This window comes from Salmonella sp. FC25216, assembly GCF_057751355.1.
Genome location: NZ_JBDGON010000003.1, coordinates 223021 through 239896 on the forward strand (window position 1 = coordinate 223021; position 16876 = coordinate 239896).

Annotated in this window: 18 protein-coding genes, 1 tRNA gene and 1 pseudogene; 4 read left to right on the forward strand and 16 right to left on the reverse strand. The window is 51.3% G+C overall.

The genetic code is table 11. The annotated features are described in order from the left end of the window. Positions 1 to 2: 2 nt before the first annotated feature. The 7 genes and pseudogenes from AC3G3F_RS07265 to actS all read right to left on the reverse strand — a co-directional run bounded on the left by AC3G3F_RS07265 (position 3) and on the right by actS (position 4432). Entirely contained in the window at positions 3 to 494 is a 492-nt protein-coding gene (locus AC3G3F_RS07265) for an Hcp family type VI secretion system effector (RefSeq protein WP_053528707.1), read from the reverse strand. Between the two features lie 1004 nt (positions 495 to 1498). After that, positions 1499 to 1852: a hypothetical protein gene (locus AC3G3F_RS07270; protein WP_023249215.1), complete on the reverse strand. Its 354-nt coding sequence runs from the start codon at positions 1850 to 1852 to the stop codon at positions 1499 to 1501. A 22-nt stretch (positions 1853 to 1874) separates the two neighbouring features. Further along, positions 1875 to 2267, reverse strand: coding sequence for a polymorphic toxin type 44 domain-containing protein (locus tag AC3G3F_RS07275; protein ID WP_226312184.1), 393 nt, complete (start codon positions 2265 to 2267; stop codon positions 1875 to 1877). Positions 2268 to 2281: 14 nt separating this feature from the next. Then, complete coding sequence (locus AC3G3F_RS07280; protein ID WP_079837005.1) at positions 2282 to 2764, reverse strand: Hcp family type VI secretion system effector; 483 nt, start codon at positions 2762 to 2764, stop codon at positions 2282 to 2284. 345 nt (positions 2765 to 3109) lie between these two features. After that, positions 3110 to 3365: pseudogene (locus AC3G3F_RS07285) on the reverse strand (Arm DNA-binding domain-containing protein); the annotation flags it as partial. Between the two features lie 161 nt (positions 3366 to 3526). Continuing rightward, a tRNA-Gly gene (locus tag AC3G3F_RS07290) sits at positions 3527 to 3600 on the reverse strand. A 79-nt stretch (positions 3601 to 3679) separates the two neighbouring features. Next, on the reverse strand, positions 3680 to 4432 hold the full coding sequence (gene actS, locus AC3G3F_RS07295) for an amidase activator ActS (protein WP_023249212.1): 753 nt from the start codon (positions 4430 to 4432) through the stop codon (positions 3680 to 3682). Positions 4433 to 4702: 270 nt separating this feature from the next. On the opposite strand from actS, the gene idi reads away from it, so the two are divergent. Beyond that, positions 4703 to 5248, forward strand: coding sequence for an isopentenyl-diphosphate Delta-isomerase (idi, locus tag AC3G3F_RS07300; protein ID WP_023249211.1), 546 nt, complete (start codon positions 4703 to 4705; stop codon positions 5246 to 5248). Positions 5249 to 5324: 76 nt separating this feature from the next. Here idi and lysS read toward each other — a convergent pair whose 3' ends face one another. The 5 genes from lysS to xerD form a co-directional block, all read right to left on the reverse strand. Further along, a complete protein-coding gene (gene lysS, locus AC3G3F_RS07305; protein WP_000003339.1) occupies positions 5325 to 6842 on the reverse strand; it encodes a lysine--tRNA ligase in 1518 nt (505 codons plus the stop codon). A gap of 9 nt (positions 6843 to 6851) precedes the next feature. Next, positions 6852 to 7950 (reverse strand): peptide chain release factor 2 gene (gene prfB / locus AC3G3F_RS07310; RefSeq protein WP_100212306.1). Its coding sequence is split into 2 segments (ribosomal slippage): positions 6852 to 7874 and positions 7876 to 7950, totalling 1098 coding nucleotides; the frame shifts between segments, so codons are not numbered across the junction. 104 nt (positions 7951 to 8054) lie between these two features. Beyond that, complete coding sequence (recJ, locus tag AC3G3F_RS07315) at positions 8055 to 9791, reverse strand: single-stranded-DNA-specific exonuclease RecJ (RefSeq protein WP_023249210.1); 1737 nt, start codon at positions 9789 to 9791, stop codon at positions 8055 to 8057. Between the two features lie 5 nt (positions 9792 to 9796). Further along, positions 9797 to 10510 carry a bifunctional protein-disulfide isomerase/oxidoreductase DsbC gene (gene dsbC, locus AC3G3F_RS07320; RefSeq protein ID WP_023249209.1) on the reverse strand — a complete coding sequence of 238 codons (714 nt, stop codon included), beginning with the start codon at positions 10508 to 10510 and terminating at the stop codon, positions 9797 to 9799. Positions 10511 to 10533: 23 nt separating this feature from the next. Further along, positions 10534 to 11430, reverse strand: coding sequence for a site-specific tyrosine recombinase XerD (gene xerD / locus AC3G3F_RS07325; RefSeq protein ID WP_000434302.1), 897 nt, complete (start codon positions 11428 to 11430; stop codon positions 10534 to 10536). A 112-nt stretch (positions 11431 to 11542) separates the two neighbouring features. On the opposite strand from xerD, the gene fldB reads away from it, so the two are divergent. Next, positions 11543 to 12064: a flavodoxin FldB gene (fldB, locus tag AC3G3F_RS07330; RefSeq protein WP_001055884.1), complete on the forward strand. Its 522-nt coding sequence runs from the start codon at positions 11543 to 11545 to the stop codon at positions 12062 to 12064. Between the two features lie 51 nt (positions 12065 to 12115). Here the strand turns inward: fldB and AC3G3F_RS07335 are convergent, their stop codons facing one another. Next, entirely contained in the window at positions 12116 to 12529 is a 414-nt protein-coding gene (locus AC3G3F_RS07335; protein WP_023249207.1) for a protein YgfX, read from the reverse strand. Next, the gene (gene sdhE / locus AC3G3F_RS07340; protein WP_000351186.1) at positions 12510 to 12776 is read right to left on the reverse strand and encodes an FAD assembly factor SdhE; all 267 of its coding nucleotides are present in this window, start codon (positions 12774 to 12776) and stop codon (positions 12510 to 12512) included. Before sdhE ends, AC3G3F_RS07335 begins: the two co-directional genes overlap by 20 nt. A 252-nt stretch (positions 12777 to 13028) precedes the next feature. Here sdhE and ygfZ point away from each other — a divergent pair, with 252 nt between their 5' ends. Further along, positions 13029 to 14009, forward strand: a complete 981-nt coding sequence (gene ygfZ / locus AC3G3F_RS07345) for a tRNA-modifying protein YgfZ (RefSeq protein ID WP_023249206.1) — start codon at positions 13029 to 13031, stop codon at positions 14007 to 14009. A gap of 100 nt (positions 14010 to 14109) precedes the next feature. Here the strand turns inward: ygfZ and trhA are convergent, their stop codons facing one another. Together trhA and yqfB are read right to left on the reverse strand one after the other, a co-directional pair. Further along, entirely contained in the window at positions 14110 to 14769 is a 660-nt protein-coding gene (trhA, locus tag AC3G3F_RS07350) for a PAQR family membrane homeostasis protein TrhA (protein ID WP_023249205.1), read from the reverse strand. Positions 14770 to 14932: 163 nt separating this feature from the next. Continuing rightward, a complete protein-coding gene (yqfB, locus tag AC3G3F_RS07355; RefSeq protein WP_023249204.1) occupies positions 14933 to 15244 on the reverse strand; it encodes a N(4)-acetylcytidine aminohydrolase in 312 nt (103 codons plus the stop codon). Between the two features lie 157 nt (positions 15245 to 15401). Between yqfB and bglA the strand changes: the two genes are divergently transcribed. Beyond that, the gene (gene bglA, locus AC3G3F_RS07360) at positions 15402 to 16835 is read left to right on the forward strand and encodes a 6-phospho-beta-glucosidase BglA (protein WP_080070966.1); all 1434 of its coding nucleotides are present in this window, start codon (positions 15402 to 15404) and stop codon (positions 16833 to 16835) included. The last annotated feature ends 41 nt before the right edge of the window (positions 16836 to 16876 follow it).

The window sequence follows — 16876 nt, forward strand, 5'->3', positions numbered from 1 at the left end:
CCTTACGCCGTCTGGCGGTCATTCCAGCTATCAGAATGGATAACGTTACCATCCAGATATTTCCATGTGACCTTCTCATAGTGAAGTTCGACGATTTCCATATGGTTATGTTTTTCGCCTTCTTCGGATTTAGTATCCGCCATTACCGGCACTACTGACGTAATTCGCACGTTCTCCATGCTGGTATTAAAATATTCTGCTTCCTGTCCGGCGTCATTGATTTTGTAAAATTTAAATTCGGCAGATTTCAATTTTTGACCCGTGGTTACAGCTTTGTAGAGATATGGGCTTGATGAGTCGATTTCTTTCTGGAAAACATACGTTGAATGCTCGCGTGTGCCTGTAGGTTTACCTGTCGCTGAGTCGGTAGGAAGCGCGACACGATGCGCCAACCCGGTGACCTCGATACTGCCTTCGCGATCTCTTACGTCAACCGAACCTTTAATATCTGCGCCGCCGTCATCTTTCAGCCATAAATAAACTGGAATAGCCATGTATATAAAATCCTTATGGTTTTACGGGGTCATTCCCTAATAACCATAATATCTACAGGGATAAAGCAAACAATTACGAGTGTGTTACTGACTGTTAATTAACCGGCTGCATTTACACCCATTACGGAAAATTATCGGATGATCACCACCGGCGATAATCACCCGATTTGCTACTAACGGCGCGGATTCCACAGAACTACTCTTTTGTGCGGAGCAACTCGGACGGATCAAACCTCGCTACAGCCGCCTTTTGTGTTTTGGTCAGTTCTATAAGGTTTACCGTTCCCTGTATTTGCGCATTTGCTGCGGAATCACTTGCCACATGTTTACCTACGCTCGTATACGTTGCTTTTCCCGAATTCTTAGGTGCAAATTACAACGTTCATGATGACCACCAGCGCAGATATCTCAATCACGCGATGGTGGTCTAATGGGGAATCTGCATCCGCATTTCACGCCAAGACCTTAGGAAATCTTAGGAAGCATCAACCGAAATTTGCGCCTTTAACCTTAACAAACCTTGACATAACCCGGTACGCAAAACCTTAGCATTTCTCAGCATCGTATTACGTGGAAACCTATATAAATCTATATATCAGCCCCACGGCACACCAGCGATTAAGCCAAGCGGTACGCGGATTTTGCGTATTATCTGCGTACCAAATTGCGTACTTTTTTTGTGTATCGTCTGCGCAACTTTTTTCTGCGCAGTTTTCGGCTGGGGCGGATCTTTGCGGATCAGGATGCGCAGAGTTTTGCGCAATATGAAATCCAGAGCTGGCAAGACTTACAGGCCAGTTTCCACCGTTCTGCGCAGTGATATTTTGCGCAATGATTTTCCGCTTTTTGCGCAGATGGATTTTTTAATTTCGCGGGCATGATAATCCGGTTATGTGAGCCAGCGAACGCCACCATTGCAGGGCTGAGTGGTTGCCGGTGCCACAACGGTACATTCGCCCGGGCGAGAACGAAAAATCCCGCCGAAACGGGATGGGGGCCATTTTTCAGTATGGCGATGTATCGAGGTGGATACTGACGTTATAGCCGACGCTCCTGAAGGCATAGACATTCCCGCGAACGCGGAAATAAATATCGCCGTCTTTTACCTCTGCGCTGGCCTTGTAGTCATCTGTTGTCATCACCGGCTCTATACTCTTAACGTGAATCAGGAAGTCATCCGCGCTCTTACCAGCATCATAAAAATAGTAGTTGTAGGTATCTTTAGAGAGCGAGCTTTTAGACACTTCGGTAACGTACAACGTCAACTTATCGTTAATTTTAACCGTGCTTTTCACCTGCTCATAAACGCTGAAAAAATCACGAAACTGATAAGCCAGAAAACCCAGAAGAAGCAACACAAATATTGCGCCTGTCTTCCTGCTAAAACCCACTGCGCCTTGCATAATCAATACCCGCCTTTATCCATGACTGATCTACGGGGTCATCGCCGTATGCGTCGACCGCATGGTACTGTGCGAACTCTACCGGATTACTTGTACCAGCCAGAATCTGCGCCGCACCAGCGCCACGTAAAAGCACACCGTCAGGAATACCCGCTGCCGCACCAATTGCGCCGTAATGGAAGTTACCGAAATTCGCATATTGTGGGTGGCTTTGCTTGTAATCCCACGGGCCATGATTCCGAACCATCTGATAAAACCATACGTAAGTCATCAGCGAAGCGCCACCGTGTAGGCGAGCAATCACCATATGGCTTACAACATCAACGCCGGGCGGTGCGAACGATGAAATATCATATGGAGTTGAGTACACCGGAAAGCGCATGATTAACGCTCTGCCCAACTGTCAGCAAACTGCAAATTGCCGTCGCAGTATTTCCAGGTGATTTTATCGTAACGCAGTTCCACCAGCTCAAGGTGGTTATGCTTCTCTTTGGTGGGGTCTTTGATGTCATGCATCAACGGGGTAACGGAGACAACTTTCACGTTTTCCAGTAGCATATTGTAATACTCAGCTTCCTGCCCGGCATCATTGATGTTGTACCATTTGAACTCCGCTGATTTGAGCGTTTGTCCGGTTGCAACGGCTTTCATGAGGTAGGGCGAGGATGAGTCTATTTCTTTCTGAAAAACCAACGGCGCATGCTGGCGAGTGCCGGTCACTTTCCCGGTAAAGACATCGGTAGGCAGGCGCAGGTTATGCGTAAATCCGTTAACCTCGATACTGCCTTCGCGATCCCTTACGTCAACCGAACCTTTAATATCTGCGCCGCCGTCATCTTTCAGCCATAAATAAACTGGAATAGCCATGTATATAAAATCCTTATGGTTTTACGGGGTCACTCCCTAATAACCATAATATCTACAGGGATAAAGCAAACAATTACGAGTGTGTTACTGACTGTTAATTAACCGGCTGCATTTACACCCATTACGGAAAATTATCGGATGATCACCGCCGGCGATAATCACCCGATTTGCTACTAACGGCGCGGATTCCACAGAACTACTCTTTTGTGCGGAGCAACTCGGACGGATCAAACCTCGCTACAGCCGCCTTTTGTGTTTTGGTCAGTTCTATAAGGTTTACCGTTCCCTGTATTTGCGCATTTGCTGCGGAATCACTTGCCACATGTTTACCTACGCTCGTATACGTTGCTTTTCCCTCTTTCTCACTTCGCCAGGGTTTATACCCGTCACAACCAGCTTTTTAGCCTCATCGCGTTTTTGCCGGGCATCAGTCAGCGAGATAGTCGGATATGTGCCCAGCGAGAGCATTTTAGGCTTACCGTCGAATCTGTACCGGAAACGCCACCCTTTCGAACCGTTAGGCTCGATGAGCAGGAATATTGAGTGTATAGGACTTCTCACGCGGCTTAGAGCGCCTTATTTCAAGGTCTGTGAGTGGCATTGTGTATAGTTCCAAAGAATGGCAAACCGTCTATACGCATTACTATACAACTGTATGTGTAGATTTCACTAGAACCATGTAGAGCTTAAAATCACCAATATAGCCTGAGAAGCTCGTGATTACTGGGTTTTGTAGGGGTTAGGAGAACTTGAAGGTTTGTCTGGAGCGGGCGAAGGGAATCGAACCCTCGTATAGAGCTTGGGAAGCTCTCGTTCTACCATTGAACTACGCCCGCTTTGAGATGCGTAAGGCATTATAAACCTTACGCTCTGGTTGGCAAGAGACTAACTGACCGACTGGCGATTAATTCGCCGTCAGCATTTCGGTTTACTCCCCTGCGGCGGCAGATAACGCAGCGGATCGATGGCCGTCGCCCGGTAGCGAATCTGGAAATGCAGCCTTACGGATGCGGCATCCGTGCTGCCCATCGTAGCGATTTTTTGCCCCGCTTTAACGCTTTGTCCATTATTAACCAGCATGGTGTCATTATGAGCGTAAGCCGTAATGTAGTCTTCATTGTGCTTAATCATAATGAGATTGCCGTAACCGCGCAGCTGGTTCCCGACATAGACAACTTTACCAGCTCCCGCCGCATAAACAGGCGTTCCGCGCGCGCCCGCAATATCGATTCCTTTATTTCCGCCTTCCGCGGTGGAATAAGGTAAAATCACTTTACCGTTAGCAGGCCATACCCAACAACGCTGCCCCACCGGCGGCCAGGAGGATTTTGGCACCGAAGATGACGGTCTGACCGCGGCAGTTTTTGTTGCTGTTTTATTGCTGGTTTTGCGTGTTGCACTGCTGCTCTTTGCGCTGCCGCGCACTTTAATTCGCTGCCCCACCTCAATAGTATAAGGCGGAGAAATGCCATTCAGTCGGGCAAGTTCTTTCACGCTGGTTCCCGTGGCGCGCGATATACGATACAACGTATCGCCGCGCTTAACGGTATAGACGGAGCCGGAATATGTTCCTGAGCCGGAATTACTGGAACACCCCGCCAGCAGCAGCCCTGTGCATAACAGCACCGCAATACCCAGGCTATTTTTGTTCAGGCGTCCTGCGCTCAAAACTTTTCCTCACTCTATTGACAGACGCCTTATGATAGCAGCCAAACGCCGTATGCCCAATCCATTGACGCCGGAAAGGAGCAGCGTGGATGATGATGCCGCTAGTATCCGATATTCCAGCATAATATCGACTAACGGCACAATGGCGCTCGTCTGCGTTCTGTCAAGACCTGTTTTGGTAATGCCTTTCTTTCTGTTATGAGCTACGCTGATCGTCTGAGTATATGGCCCGGCCATGCTGCCGGGTCATTTTAATTTTCAGGAGCTTTCATGACTGAGGAACATGTCGTTTTATTGGATGAGCAGGATAAGCCTTCCGGCACACTGGAAAAGTATGCGGCTCATACTCTTAATACGCCTTTGCATCTGGCTTTCTCCTGCTGGCTATTTAACGAAGATGGTCAGTTGCTGGTAACACGACGGTCGCTGAGCAAGAAAGCCTGGCCGGGCGTATGGACGAATTCGGTTTGCGGTCATCCGCAACAAGGCGAAACCACCGAAGAGGCGATCATCCGCCGTTGTCGGTTCGAACTCGGCGTGGAAATTACCGATCTCACCCCCGTCTATCCGCACTTCAGCTATCGGGCGACAGATCCAAACGGTATTGTGGAAAATGAAGTCTGTCCGGTATTTGCCGCGCGGGCGACCAGTGGGTTACAGGTTAACAGCGAAGAGGTGATGGACTATCAGTGGAGCGAATTTAAAAGCGTATGGAAAAGCCTTCTCGCTACGCCGTGGGCATTTAGCCCGTGGATGGTCATGCAAACGTCAGACGAACAAGCGCGTGAACTACTGCGCGATTACTGCCAGCGCTGAATGATTGCCTGATGGCGCTACGCCTGAACGAAGAGATGCCGGATGGCGGCTAATGCCCCATCCGGCAATTTACATCTTATTTCACCGGGCGCATCGCCGGGAACAGAATAACGTCGCGAATCGTGTGGCTGTTAGTAAACAGCATCACCATACGGTCGATACCAATTCCCAGACCCGCTGTCGGCGGTAAACCGTGTTCCAGCGCTGTCACGTAGTCTTCGTCGTAGAACATGGCTTCGTCGTCGCCCGCCGCTTTTGCATTAACCTGATCCAGGAAACGCTGCGCCTGGTCTTCCGCATCGTTCAACTCGCTAAAGCCATTACCGATTTCACGACCGCCGATAAAGAACTCGAAGCGGTCAGTGATTTCCGGGTTCACATCATTACGACGCGCCAGCGGAGACACTTCAGCCGGATATTCGGTGATGAAGGTCGGCTGAATCAGATGCGCTTCAGCAACTTCGTCAAAGATCTCGGTGACGATACGGCCCAGACCCCAGCTCTTCTCGACGTGAATGCCGATGCTTTCAGCAATCGCCTTCGCGGAATCGAAGTTGTCCAGATCAGCCATATCCGTTTCCGGACGATATTTCTTGATCGCTTCACGCATGGTCAGTTTTTCGAACGGCTTACCGAAATCAAACACTTCATCACCGTACGGAACCTGGGTGGTGCCCAGAACATCCTGCGCCAGCGTACGGAACAGAGACTCAGTCAGCTCGATCAGGTCTTTGTAGTCCGCATACGCCATATAGAGTTCCATCATGGTGAACTCAGGATTATGGCGCACAGAGATGCCTTCGTTGCGGAAGTTACGGTTAATTTCGAATACGCGTTCGAAGCCGCCAACCACCAGACGCTTGAGGTACAGTTCCGGCGCGATACGCAGGTACATGTCCAGATCCAGCGCGTTGTGATGGGTGATAAACGGACGGGCAGACGCGCCGCCTGGGATCACCTGCATCATCGGGGTTTCGACTTCCATAAAGCCGCGAGCCACCATGAACTGGCGAATACCGGCCAGGATCTTCGAACGGGTTTTGAACGTGTTACGGGATTCATCGTTAGAGATGAGATCCAGATAACGCTGGCGATAGCGCGCTTCCTGGTCCTGCAGGCCGTGGAATTTATCCGGCAACGGACGCAGCGCTTTAGTCAGCAGGCGCAGTTCGGTGCAGTGGATAGACAGCTCGCCAGTTTTGGTTTTGAACAGCTTACCTTTCGCGCCGAGGATATCGCCAAGATCCCACTTCTTGAACTGCTCGTTGTAAACGCCTTCCGGCAGATCATCGCGCGCCACATACAGCTGAATGCGGCCGCCTACGTCTTGCAGGGTAACAAAAGAGGCTTTACCCATAATACGGCGAGTCATCATACGGCCCGCGACGGACACTTCAATATTCAGCGCTTCCAGTTCTTCAGCTTCTTTCGCGTCAAACTCTGCGTGCAGTTGGTCTGAGGTACGGTCACGACGGAAATCGTTCGGGAACGGGATACCCTGCTCACGCAGTGCAGCCAGCTTCTCGCGACGTGCCTTCATTTCATTGTTAAGATCGACTACCTCGTCAGCGCCCTGTGCGTTTTGTTCAGACATGTTGATTCCTCATAGCCCTGCTTTCAAACTTGCTTCGATAAATTGATCCAGACTACCGTCCAGTACCGCCTGTGTATTGCGGGTTTCCACCCCAGTACGCAGGTCTTTAATGCGGGAATCGTCCAGGACATAGGAACGAATCTGGCTTCCCCAGCCGATATCGGACTTGGTGTCTTCCATCGCCTGTTTTTCAGCGTTCTTTTTCTGCATCTCCAGTTCATAAAGCTTCGCTTTCATCTGCTTCATGGCCTGGTCTTTGTTTTTGTGCTGCGAACGGTCGTTCTGGCACTGTGTCACAATCCCGGTTGGAATATGGGTGATACGCACCGCGGATTCCGTACGGTTAACGTGCTGACCGCCTGCGCCGGACGCACGATAGACGTCGATACGCAGATCCGACGGGTTAATGTCGATATCGATATCGTCGTCCACTTCCGGGTACACAAACGCGGAGCTAAACGAAGTATGACGGCGACCGCCGGAGTCGAACGGGCTTTTACGCACCAGACGATGCACGCCAGTTTCAGTACGTAGCCAGCCATAGGCATATTCGCCGGAGATTTTGATAGTCGCGGATTTAATGCCGGCGACTTCACCTTCCGACTCTTCAATGACTTCAGTTTTGAAGCCGCGCGCTTCCGCCCAGCGCAGATACATACGCAGCAGCATGCTGGCCCAGTCTTGCGCTTCAGTACCACCGGAACCGGCCTGAATATCGAGATAGCAATCGGCGCTATCGTACTCACCGGAGAACATCCGACGGAATTCCAATTGCGCCAGTTTCTCTTCCAGCGTATTCAGTTCCGCGACGGCTTCGTTAAACGTCTCTTCGTCGTCAGCTTCTACCGCCAGTTCCAGCAGCCCGGAAACGTCGTCCAGCCCCTGAGACATTTGATCAAGCGTATCGACGATCGCTTCAAGCGATGAGCGCTCTTTTCCCAGAGCCTGCGCGCGCTCGGGTTCGTTCCAGACATCCGGCTGTTCCAGCTCGGCGTTTACTTCTTCCAGACGCTCTTTCCTGGCATCATAGTCAAAGATACCCCCTAAGAACGTTGGTGCGTTCCGTGAGGTCCTGAATGCGGTTATTCACCGGGTTAATTTCAAACATGGTCTGATTTCTTTTATTTGACTTGTCAAAATGCGGTTATAAGGGCGAAATATTAGCGGATTTCGCCCCTTAATTACAGCGAAAGTGTTGTTAAATCGCCCCGATCATAGCGGCCAAATATCATCGATAATAATCTGTAAACTACGGTTGCCGCGAAACTCGTTAATGTCCAGTTTATAAGCCAGTTCTACCTCCCGCACGCCGTTATCCGGCCAGCAGGTAGTATCAATATTAAATGCGATGCCATCTAACAGCGGGCCGCCGCCGACGGGCTCCACCATCACCTTGAGGTGACGCTCGCCCACCAGGCGCTGTTGTAGCAGACGGAAACGGCCATCGAATAACGGTTCCGGGAACATTTGCCCCCACGGTCCGGCATCCCGCAACAGTTGCGCCACTTCCATAGACATCTCCGCCGCGCTTAATGGACCATCGGAGATCACCTCACCTTGCAACAGGGCAGGATCGAGCCATTCCGTCACCAGCTCGCCAAAACGTTGCTGGAACTGCTCGAATTTATGCTCTTCCAGCGACAATCCCGCCGCCATCGCATGGCCGCCAAACTTGATCATCAGATCAGGGTAAAGCGTATCCAGCCGTTCCAGCGCATCGCGCATATGCAACCCCTGAATCGATCGGCCTGAGCCTTTAAGCGTGCCGTCGCCCGCAGGCGCAAAGGCGATTACCGGGCGGTGAAAACGCTCTTTAATACGCGACGCCAGAATTCCGACCACGCCCTGATGCCATTCAGGATGATACATCGCCAGACCGCCCGGAAGCGTTTCACTACTGCGCTCAAGCTTTTCGCACAGGATAAGCGCTTCCGCCTGCATCCCCTGCTCTATTTCTTTGCGCGTCTGGTTAAGCGCATCCAGCTCGCTGGCCAGAACACGCGCTTCGCCGAGGTTGTCGCACAACAGTAACGCCACGCCAACGGACATATCATCCAGTCTGCCGGCGGCATTCAGGCGAGGCCCCAACGCGAAGCCTAAATCACTGGCGGCAAGCTGCTGCGGATCGCGATTCGATATCTCCAGCAACGCTTTAATTCCCGGACGGCATTTCCCGGCACGAATACGACTTAGCCCTTGCCAGGTCAGAATACGGTTGTTAGCGTCCAGCGGCACAACGTCTGCTACCGTTCCCAACGCCACTAAATCCAGCAGCTCCGCCAGATTCGGCGGCACGATGCCGCGCTCGTCGAACCATCCTTTGTCGCGCAAAAATGTCCGCAACGCCAGCATCAGGTAAAACGCCACGCCAACGCCCGCCAGCGACTTAGACGGGAATTCGCAGTCGCGCAGATTGGGATTAATAATCGCTTCGGCATCCGGCAACGTGTCGCCAGGTAGATGGTGATCGGTCACGATCACCGGAATCCCCAGCGTCTTTGCATGCGCTACGCCGGCGTGGGATGAGATGCCGTTGTCTACGGTGACGATAAGCTGCGCCCCGCGCGCCTTTGCCTGATCGACCACTTCCGGGCTTAAACCGTAGCCGTCTTCAAAGCGATTAGGCACCAGATAACTGATGTTGTCACACCCCAACGCACGCATTCCCAATACGCTTAGTGCAGTACTGGTCGCGCCGTCGGCGTCAAAATCGCCGACAACAATAATGCGGATACCTTCGCGAAAGGCGTTGTAGAGGATCTCCACCGCGTTATCCATGCCGCTAAGCTGCTGCCAGGGCAGCATTCCTTTCACGCTGCGCTCCAGTTCGCGGGCGCTACGAACGCCCCGGCTGGCATATAAACGTCGCAGTAATGGAGGAAGATCGGCGAGTAGTAGTTCCGCCGTCTCATCAGCCTCGCGCCGACGAAGTTGTCTCTGTTGTTTCACGCGTATTATTTACCACTGGTCTGTTTTTGATGCTCATCAAGAAACGCTTTCATCTCTTTCGGTCCCTGATAGCCAGGCACCACATAGCCGTTACTCAATACAATGGCTGGCGTACCGCTAACGCCCAACTGTACGCCCAACGCATAATGATCAGCAATATTCACGTCACAGCTTGCCGGTTTCACGCCCTTACCTGCCATGGCGTCATCAAACGCTTTGTTTTTGTCTTTGGCGCACCAGATAGATTTCATATCCTGCTCCGCCTGGCTTTCCAGCCCCTGGCGCGGGAAGGCCAGATAACGTACCGTTATCCCCAGCGCGTTATAATCTTTCATCTCTTCATGTAGCTTATGACAATAGCCGCAGGTGATATCGGTAAAAACAGTAATGACATGTTTCTCATCCGGCGCTTTATAGACGATCATCTCTTTTTCCAGCGCATTTAGCTGGCCCATCAGCAGTTTATTCGTCACGTTTACCGGATGCGCGCCGCTCACGTCATACATCGGCCCTTGAATAATATGTTTGCCGTCGTCAGTGACGTACAGTACGCCGCTGTTAGTGAGGACGGTTTTCATGCCTGCCACTGGCGAGGCTTGAATTTCCGTACTCTGAACGCCCAGCTTAGCCAGCGACTGACGGATAGCCGCATCATCCGCATGGGCCACGCCTGAAAACGCCGCCGCCAGTAAAGTGAACATCATAAAACGCTTTTTCATAAACTATCCTTTCCTGTCAGCACTCATGCCCGCGGATGGTGCTGTTGATGAAGTTGACGTAAACGCTCCGTTGCGACATGCGTATAAATTTGTGTCGTCGAAAGATCGCTATGTCCAAGTAGCATTTGTACAACGCGCAAGTCGGCGCCGTGATTCAGCAAATGCGTGGCAAAAGCGTGACGTAAAACGTGCGGCGACAGTTTTTCGCTATCAATTCCAGCCAGTACCGCATAATGTTTAATACGGTGCCAGAAGGTCTGCCGTGTCATCTGCTGCGCACGCTGGCTGGGGAACAATACGTCAATCGATACGCCATTGAGTAACCAGGGACGCCCATGCTCCAGATACGTCTCCAGCCAATACACCGCCTCTTCGCCTAACGGCACCAACCGCTCTTTATTGCCTTTACCGATAACCCGCACCACGCCCTGCCGCAGACTGATATCGCTCATTGTCAGCCCCACCAGTTCCGACACGCGCAAACCAGTGGCGTACAGCACTTCCAGCATAGCTTTATCGCGCAACTCCAAAGGTTGATCAATAAGCGGCGCCTGTAAGAGTCGTTCAACCTGCGCCTCGCTAAGGTCTTTCGGTAAACGCTGCGGAAGCTTAGGCGAGGCCAACTGCGCGCTCGGGTCATCCTCACGATACTTTTCACGGTACAGATGCTGGAAAAAGCGCCGCATAGCGCTTAACAGGCGTGCGGAGCTGGTCGCTTTGTATCCGCCCTCCACCCGTTCAGCCAGCAGCGTTTGCAAATCATCAGCCTGCGCCGTCGCAAGCGTTTTTCCGCGATGATGCAACCACGCAACGACCATCGATAAATCGCGACGATACGCGCTTAATGTATTTTCCGCCAGATTTCGTTCCAGCCACAGGGCATCCAGAAACTGCTCAATACGCGCTAAATCCTGTTCCATTCGCGCCCCCTACTTCACGCTTACTTTTGGTGCATTATGCCTCATTGTGCCGTGAATGCAGCGATTCTGTTACACTACCCGCAACGCTATAGCAGAATCGAGATGTAACGTAATGAACATGGGTCTTTTTTACGGTTCCAGCACGTGCTACACCGAGATGGCCGCAGAGAAAATTCGCGATATCCTCGGCCCGGAGCTGGTGACATTACATAACCTCAAGGATGACGCGCCCGCCTTAATGGAGCAGTACGACGTGCTCATTTTAGGCATCCCCACCTGGGATTTTGGCGAAATCCAGGAGGACTGGGAAGCCGTCTGGGAGCAGTTAGACGATCTCAATCTGGAAGGCAAAATCGTTGCGCTTTACGGTATGGGCGACCAGCTCGGCTACGGTGAGTGGTTCCTGGATGCTCTGGGTATGTTGCATGACAAACTTGCCCTCAAAGGCGTTAAATTTGTCGGCTACTGGCCCACTGAAGGCTACGAATTTACCAGCAATAAACCGGTCATTGCGGATGGGCAACTGTTTGTCGGCCTGGCGCTGGATGAAACGAACCAGTACGATCTCAGCGATGAGCGTATACAGGCCTGGTGTGAACAAATTCTCGGCGAAATGGCCGAACACTACGCCTGAAGCCTTACCCCTGCATGCGCCTCCCGACGGAACCGGTTTTGTGCCGTTCCGTCAGTGTTGGCGCGATATTGGTTGCTGTAACATTATCCGACGCAACTCACGCCATTCCGCTGCTTCCATGCTATCCGCCGCCAGCCATAAATGCTGATGGTGCCCAGACTCAGCGCGTAAACGCAACACCATCCCGCTCCTCAGTAACCAGGGCGGACGCAAAAGCGTCCAGTCCTGCCCCTGCCAGCGTAAGCGCCCATCCATTAGCAGCTTGATTTCTCCCTGGCAGGTATTAATCCTGCGCTGGCTACGTACGCAGTCAAACACGACCAGCGACAGTAGCATCATCCACAATGGGGTATAACTCAGCGGCCAGGGCATCAATAAAATCACCGCGGCAACCAGCCCATGAATAAGCAACGAGATCCACTGAGCGCGCCATGAGACGCGTAATTCAGATTGCCACAGGACCACGTTCCCGATTCCGTGTCTGAATGAGTCGGACCATCTGTTCCAGTTCAGCGTCAGCCGGTTTACCGTGATTCATCAACCAGTTAAATAAATCCGGGTCATCACTCTGCAACAAACGGACAAAAATACGCTTTTCTTCGTCGCTTAAACTATCGTACTCATGTTCAAAAAACGGCATGATGGAAATATCAAGTTCGCGCATACCGCGACGACATGCCCAGTGAATACGTGCTTTATTGTGAATGTCCATGTTCTTCTTCCTGCCTCGCGAAAATGAAGTACCGGGCTATTGTAACGTGTTTTTGACGTTGTTTTACGGGAATCTCAGTAATCTGGAACGCGATCGTGAAATAAAAAGCAGGGAATCAATATGTTCACCCGTTTTGGATACCGCCTCGCAAAACGATCAATCCGCTCTCAATGGGCTATTTAAAGCACTTGCAATGGGCTATGGCTCTTTTACCATTAACCATTATTGTTGCAGCTAACCAGGACATTAATTATGGCTTTTATCTCCTTTCCACCACGTCATCCCTCGGCGTCAGCCCGCCTGCCGCTGACGCTGATCGCGCTTGACGACTGGGCGCTGGCGACCATTACCGGCGTAGACAGTGAAAAGTATATTCAGGGCCAGGTCACCGCTGACGTAAGCCAGATGACTGAACAGCAACACCTTCTCACCGCCCACTGCGATGCTAAAGGTAAGATGTGGAGCAATCTGCGTCTGTTTCGCGAGCGCGACGGTTTCGCCTGGATTGAACGCCGTAGCGTGCGTGAAGCGCAATTAACGGAGCTGAAAAAATACGCCGTATTTTCCAAAGTGGTCATCGCGCCGGATGACGACCACGTATTGCTTGGCGTGGCGGGTTTTCAGGCTCGCGCGGCGCTGGCTAATGTCTTTAGCGTACTGCCCAATAGCGAAAATCAGGTGGTCAGAGACGGTGTGTCCACGCTGCTGTGGTTTGAACATCCTGCAGAACGATTCCTGCTTGTCACCGATGTCGCGACGGTAAACATGTTAACGGAGAAGTTGCATGGCGAAGCCGAACTGAATAACAGCCAACAGTGGTTGGCGTTGGATATTGAAGCAGGCATTCCGGTGATTGACGCAGCGAACAGCGGTCAGTTTATCCCCCAGGCGACTAACCTACAGGCGCTGGGCGGCATCAGCTTCAAGAAAGGCTGCTACACCGGGCAGGAGATGGTCGCGCGGGCAAAATTCCGCGGCGCCAATAAACGCGCGCTTTGGTCGCTGGCGGGCAAAGCCAGCCGGGTACCGGAAGCAGGAGAAGATCTGGAGCTACAGATGGGCGAGAACTGGCGTCGTACTGGCGCTATTCTGGCTGCGACGCAGTTGGACGATGGTCAGTTACTGGTTCAGGCCGTCATGAATAACGATTTAGAGGCCGAAAGCGTCTTCCGCGTTCGCGACGATGCCAACACCCTGCATATCGTCCCGCTCCCCTACTCGCTGGAAGAGTGATATCGCGTTAAAAACCGGATAGCCTGATGGCGCTGCGCTATCAGGCCCGCACGCGCTGTTGCCGTAGGCCAGATAAGGCGCTTGCGCCGGCATCACGACATTACGCCTGCCCCACATACAAATAGATGGCCAGGAAATGGCACACGCTGCCGCCCAGTACAAAACCATGCCAGATAGCGTGGTTATAAGGTATGCGTTTGCAAACATAGAAAATCACGCCCAGCGAATAAACGACACCGCCTACCGCCAGCAGCGTCACGCCGCCTATCGCCAGCTTAATCGCCAGTTGATAAACCACAATCAGCGATAGCCAGCCCATTGCCAGATACGTAACCAGTGAAAGCACTTTAAACCGGTGCGCAATTGTCAACTTGAAGAGGATACCGAGTAGCGCCAGGCTCCAGATCACAATCATCAACCCGCGCGCCAGCGGCGAATCCAGACCTACCAGCAGAAATGGCGTATAGGTTCCGGCAATGAGCAGATAGATAGCGCAGTGATCAAATTTCTTTAACCAGATTTTTGCCCGCTGATGAGGAATGGCATGATAAAGCGTTGAGGCAAGAAAAAGCAGGATCATGCTCCCGCCATATAAACTGTAGCTGGCGATAGCCGTCATACCAGCATTCGCCTCTACCGCCTGAACCAACAACAGCACCAGGCCGACAATACCAAATACCAATCCAATGCCGTGGCTAATACTGTTGGCGATTTCCTCAGCCAGCGAATAACCCTGCGCCATTAATGGTTTTTGCCCCATAACTTACTCCGGAGAAACGTTCATAATGATGAACTGCGCCTCTAGCGTAACTGAGAATAGTTCCAGTGAACACATGTTAGCTAAAATAAATCCGTAAAATTATATTTTTATTATTATTCAACGTGTTAAATTGAAAAATTCAACTAACAAGCGTTCAGCTTTATTAAAGACATTTAAAATCAATCACATAAAATTGCGTCTGGTTGGGATAGATTTCAGCAATTACACGCTTCAGCTCATCAAGAGACATATTTTCCTGTTGTGCATGTTTTTCGTTCAGCGAATCCAGCGTCACAGTCGACGTTCCTGTCACTTCGATTGTGCAAAAATAGCCATCATCTTCGAATCGCCCCACGCGTAGCACATCGCCTGCTTTAAAGTGGGACTCAGCGGCATCGCGAATAGTGATGGTTTTACGCCCTGCCAGAATGTCATTCTGGAAACGTTGAAAGAAAGTAATATCGTTTGGCTGCATGTGGTTATTCCCTGAATATGAACTCTTGAAGTGAATGTTGCGATCTGAGTGTGTTCTCGCCCCGACACGCGAGCATCCCAGAATTTTGCGTACGCTTTAAATACCATTTGGTGCAGAATGAATGATAACAGACCAGATAAATTGAGATTATACAACAATGAAAAAACTCACCTTGCCAAAAGATTTTTTATGGGGCGGCGCGGTTGCCGCACATCAGGTCGAAGGCGGCTGGAATCAAGGCGGTAAAGGCCCCAGTATCTGCGACGTGTTAACCGGCGGCGCACACGGCGTACCACGCGAAATCACCCAGGACGTCGTTCCTGGCAAATATTATCCGAACCACGAGGCGGTCGATTTTTACGGACATTACAAAGAAGACATCCGGCTTTTCGCCGAAATGGGGTTCAAATGCTTCCGTACCTCTATTGCCTGGACGCGTATCTTCCCGAATGGCGACGAATCCCAGCCAAACGAAGCCGGTCTGAAATTCTACGACGACATGTTTGATGAGTTGCTCAAATACAACATCGAACCGGTCATCACCCTTTCCCACTTTGAAATGCCGTTACATCTGGTACAGCACTACGGCGGCTGGACCAATCGTAAGGTCGTTGATTTCTTTGTCCGTTTTGCTGAAGTAGTGTTTGAACGCTACAAACATAAGGCCAAATACTGGATGACCTTCAATGAAATCAACAATCAGCGAAACTGGCGCGCGCCGCTATTTGGCTACTGCTGTTCCGGCGTGGTGTATACCGAGCATGAGAATCCAGAAGAAACCATGTATCAGGTCTTACATCATCAGTTTGTCGCCAGCGCGCTGGCGGTAAAAGCGGCACGTCGTATTAATCCGCAGATGAAAGTCGGCTGTATGCTGGCGATGGTCGCGCTGTACCCCTTCTCCTGTAAACCGGAAGATGTGATGTTTGCTCAGGAATCGATGCGCGAACGCTATGTCTTTACCGATGTCCAGCTACGCGGCTACTACCCAAGCTATGTGCTGAACGAATGGGAGCGTCGCGGTTTCAACATCAAGATGGAAGCAGGCGACGAAGCCATTTTGCGTGAAGGTACCTGCGACTATTTAGGCTTCAGCTACTACATGACCAACGCGGTCAAAGCCGAAGGCGGTAGCGGCGATGCGATTTCCGGCTTTGAAGGCAGCGTGCCTAACCCCTACGTCAAAGCCTCTGACTGGGGTTGGCAGATTGACCCGGTGGGCCTGCGTTATTCATTGTGTGAACTGTACGAACGCTATCAAAAGCCGCTATTTATCGTCGAAAACGGCTTTGGCGCATACGATAAGGTTGAAGAAGACGGCAGCATCAATGATGACTATCGCATTGACTATTTACGTGCTCATATTGAAGAGATGATGAAAGCAGTGACCTGGGATGGCGTAGATCTCATGGGTTACACGCCGTGGGGCTGTATCGACTGCGTTTCATTCACTACCGGACAGTACAGCAAGCGTTACGGCTTTATCTATGTGAACAAGCATGACGATGGTACTGGCGATATGTCACGTTCGCGTAAGAAAAGCTTCAACTGGTACAAAGAGGTGATCGCCAGCAACGGCGAGAAATTATAGTTGCGATTGCCGGGTGGCAGCTACGCCTTACCCGGCCTACA

What these genes read in the sequence shown, in the direction of transcription:
- AC3G3F_RS07265 (WP_053528707.1), bottom strand. Translation starts at nt 494, where the DNA reads ATGGCTATTCCAGTTTATTTATGGCTGAAAGATGACGGCGGCGCAGAT.
- AC3G3F_RS07280 (WP_079837005.1), bottom strand. Translation starts at nt 2,764, where the DNA reads ATGGCTATTCCAGTTTATTTATGGCTGAAAGATGACGGCGGCGCAGAT.
- idi (WP_023249211.1), top strand. Translation starts at nt 4,703, where the DNA reads ATGACTGAGGAACATGTCGTTTTATTGGATGAGCAGGATAAGCCTTCC.
- lysS (WP_000003339.1), bottom strand. Translation starts at nt 6,842, where the DNA reads ATGTCTGAACAAAACGCACAGGGCGCTGACGAGGTAGTCGATCTTAAC.
- dsbC (WP_023249209.1), bottom strand. Translation starts at nt 10,510, where the DNA reads ATGAAAAAGCGTTTTATGATGTTCACTTTACTGGCGGCGGCGTTTTCA.
- xerD (WP_000434302.1), bottom strand. Translation starts at nt 11,430, where the DNA reads ATGGAACAGGATTTAGCGCGTATTGAGCAGTTTCTGGATGCCCTGTGG.
- fldB (WP_001055884.1), top strand. Translation starts at nt 11,543, where the DNA reads ATGAACATGGGTCTTTTTTACGGTTCCAGCACGTGCTACACCGAGATG.
- sdhE (WP_000351186.1), bottom strand. Translation starts at nt 12,776, where the DNA reads ATGGACATTCACAATAAAGCACGTATTCACTGGGCATGTCGTCGCGGT.
- ygfZ (WP_023249206.1), top strand. Translation starts at nt 13,029, where the DNA reads ATGGCTTTTATCTCCTTTCCACCACGTCATCCCTCGGCGTCAGCCCGC.
- trhA (WP_023249205.1), bottom strand. Translation starts at nt 14,769, where the DNA reads ATGGGGCAAAAACCATTAATGGCGCAGGGTTATTCGCTGGCTGAGGAA.
- yqfB (WP_023249204.1), bottom strand. Translation starts at nt 15,244, where the DNA reads ATGCAGCCAAACGATATTACTTTCTTTCAACGTTTCCAGAATGACATT.
- bglA (WP_080070966.1), top strand. Translation starts at nt 15,402, where the DNA reads ATGAAAAAACTCACCTTGCCAAAAGATTTTTTATGGGGCGGCGCGGTT.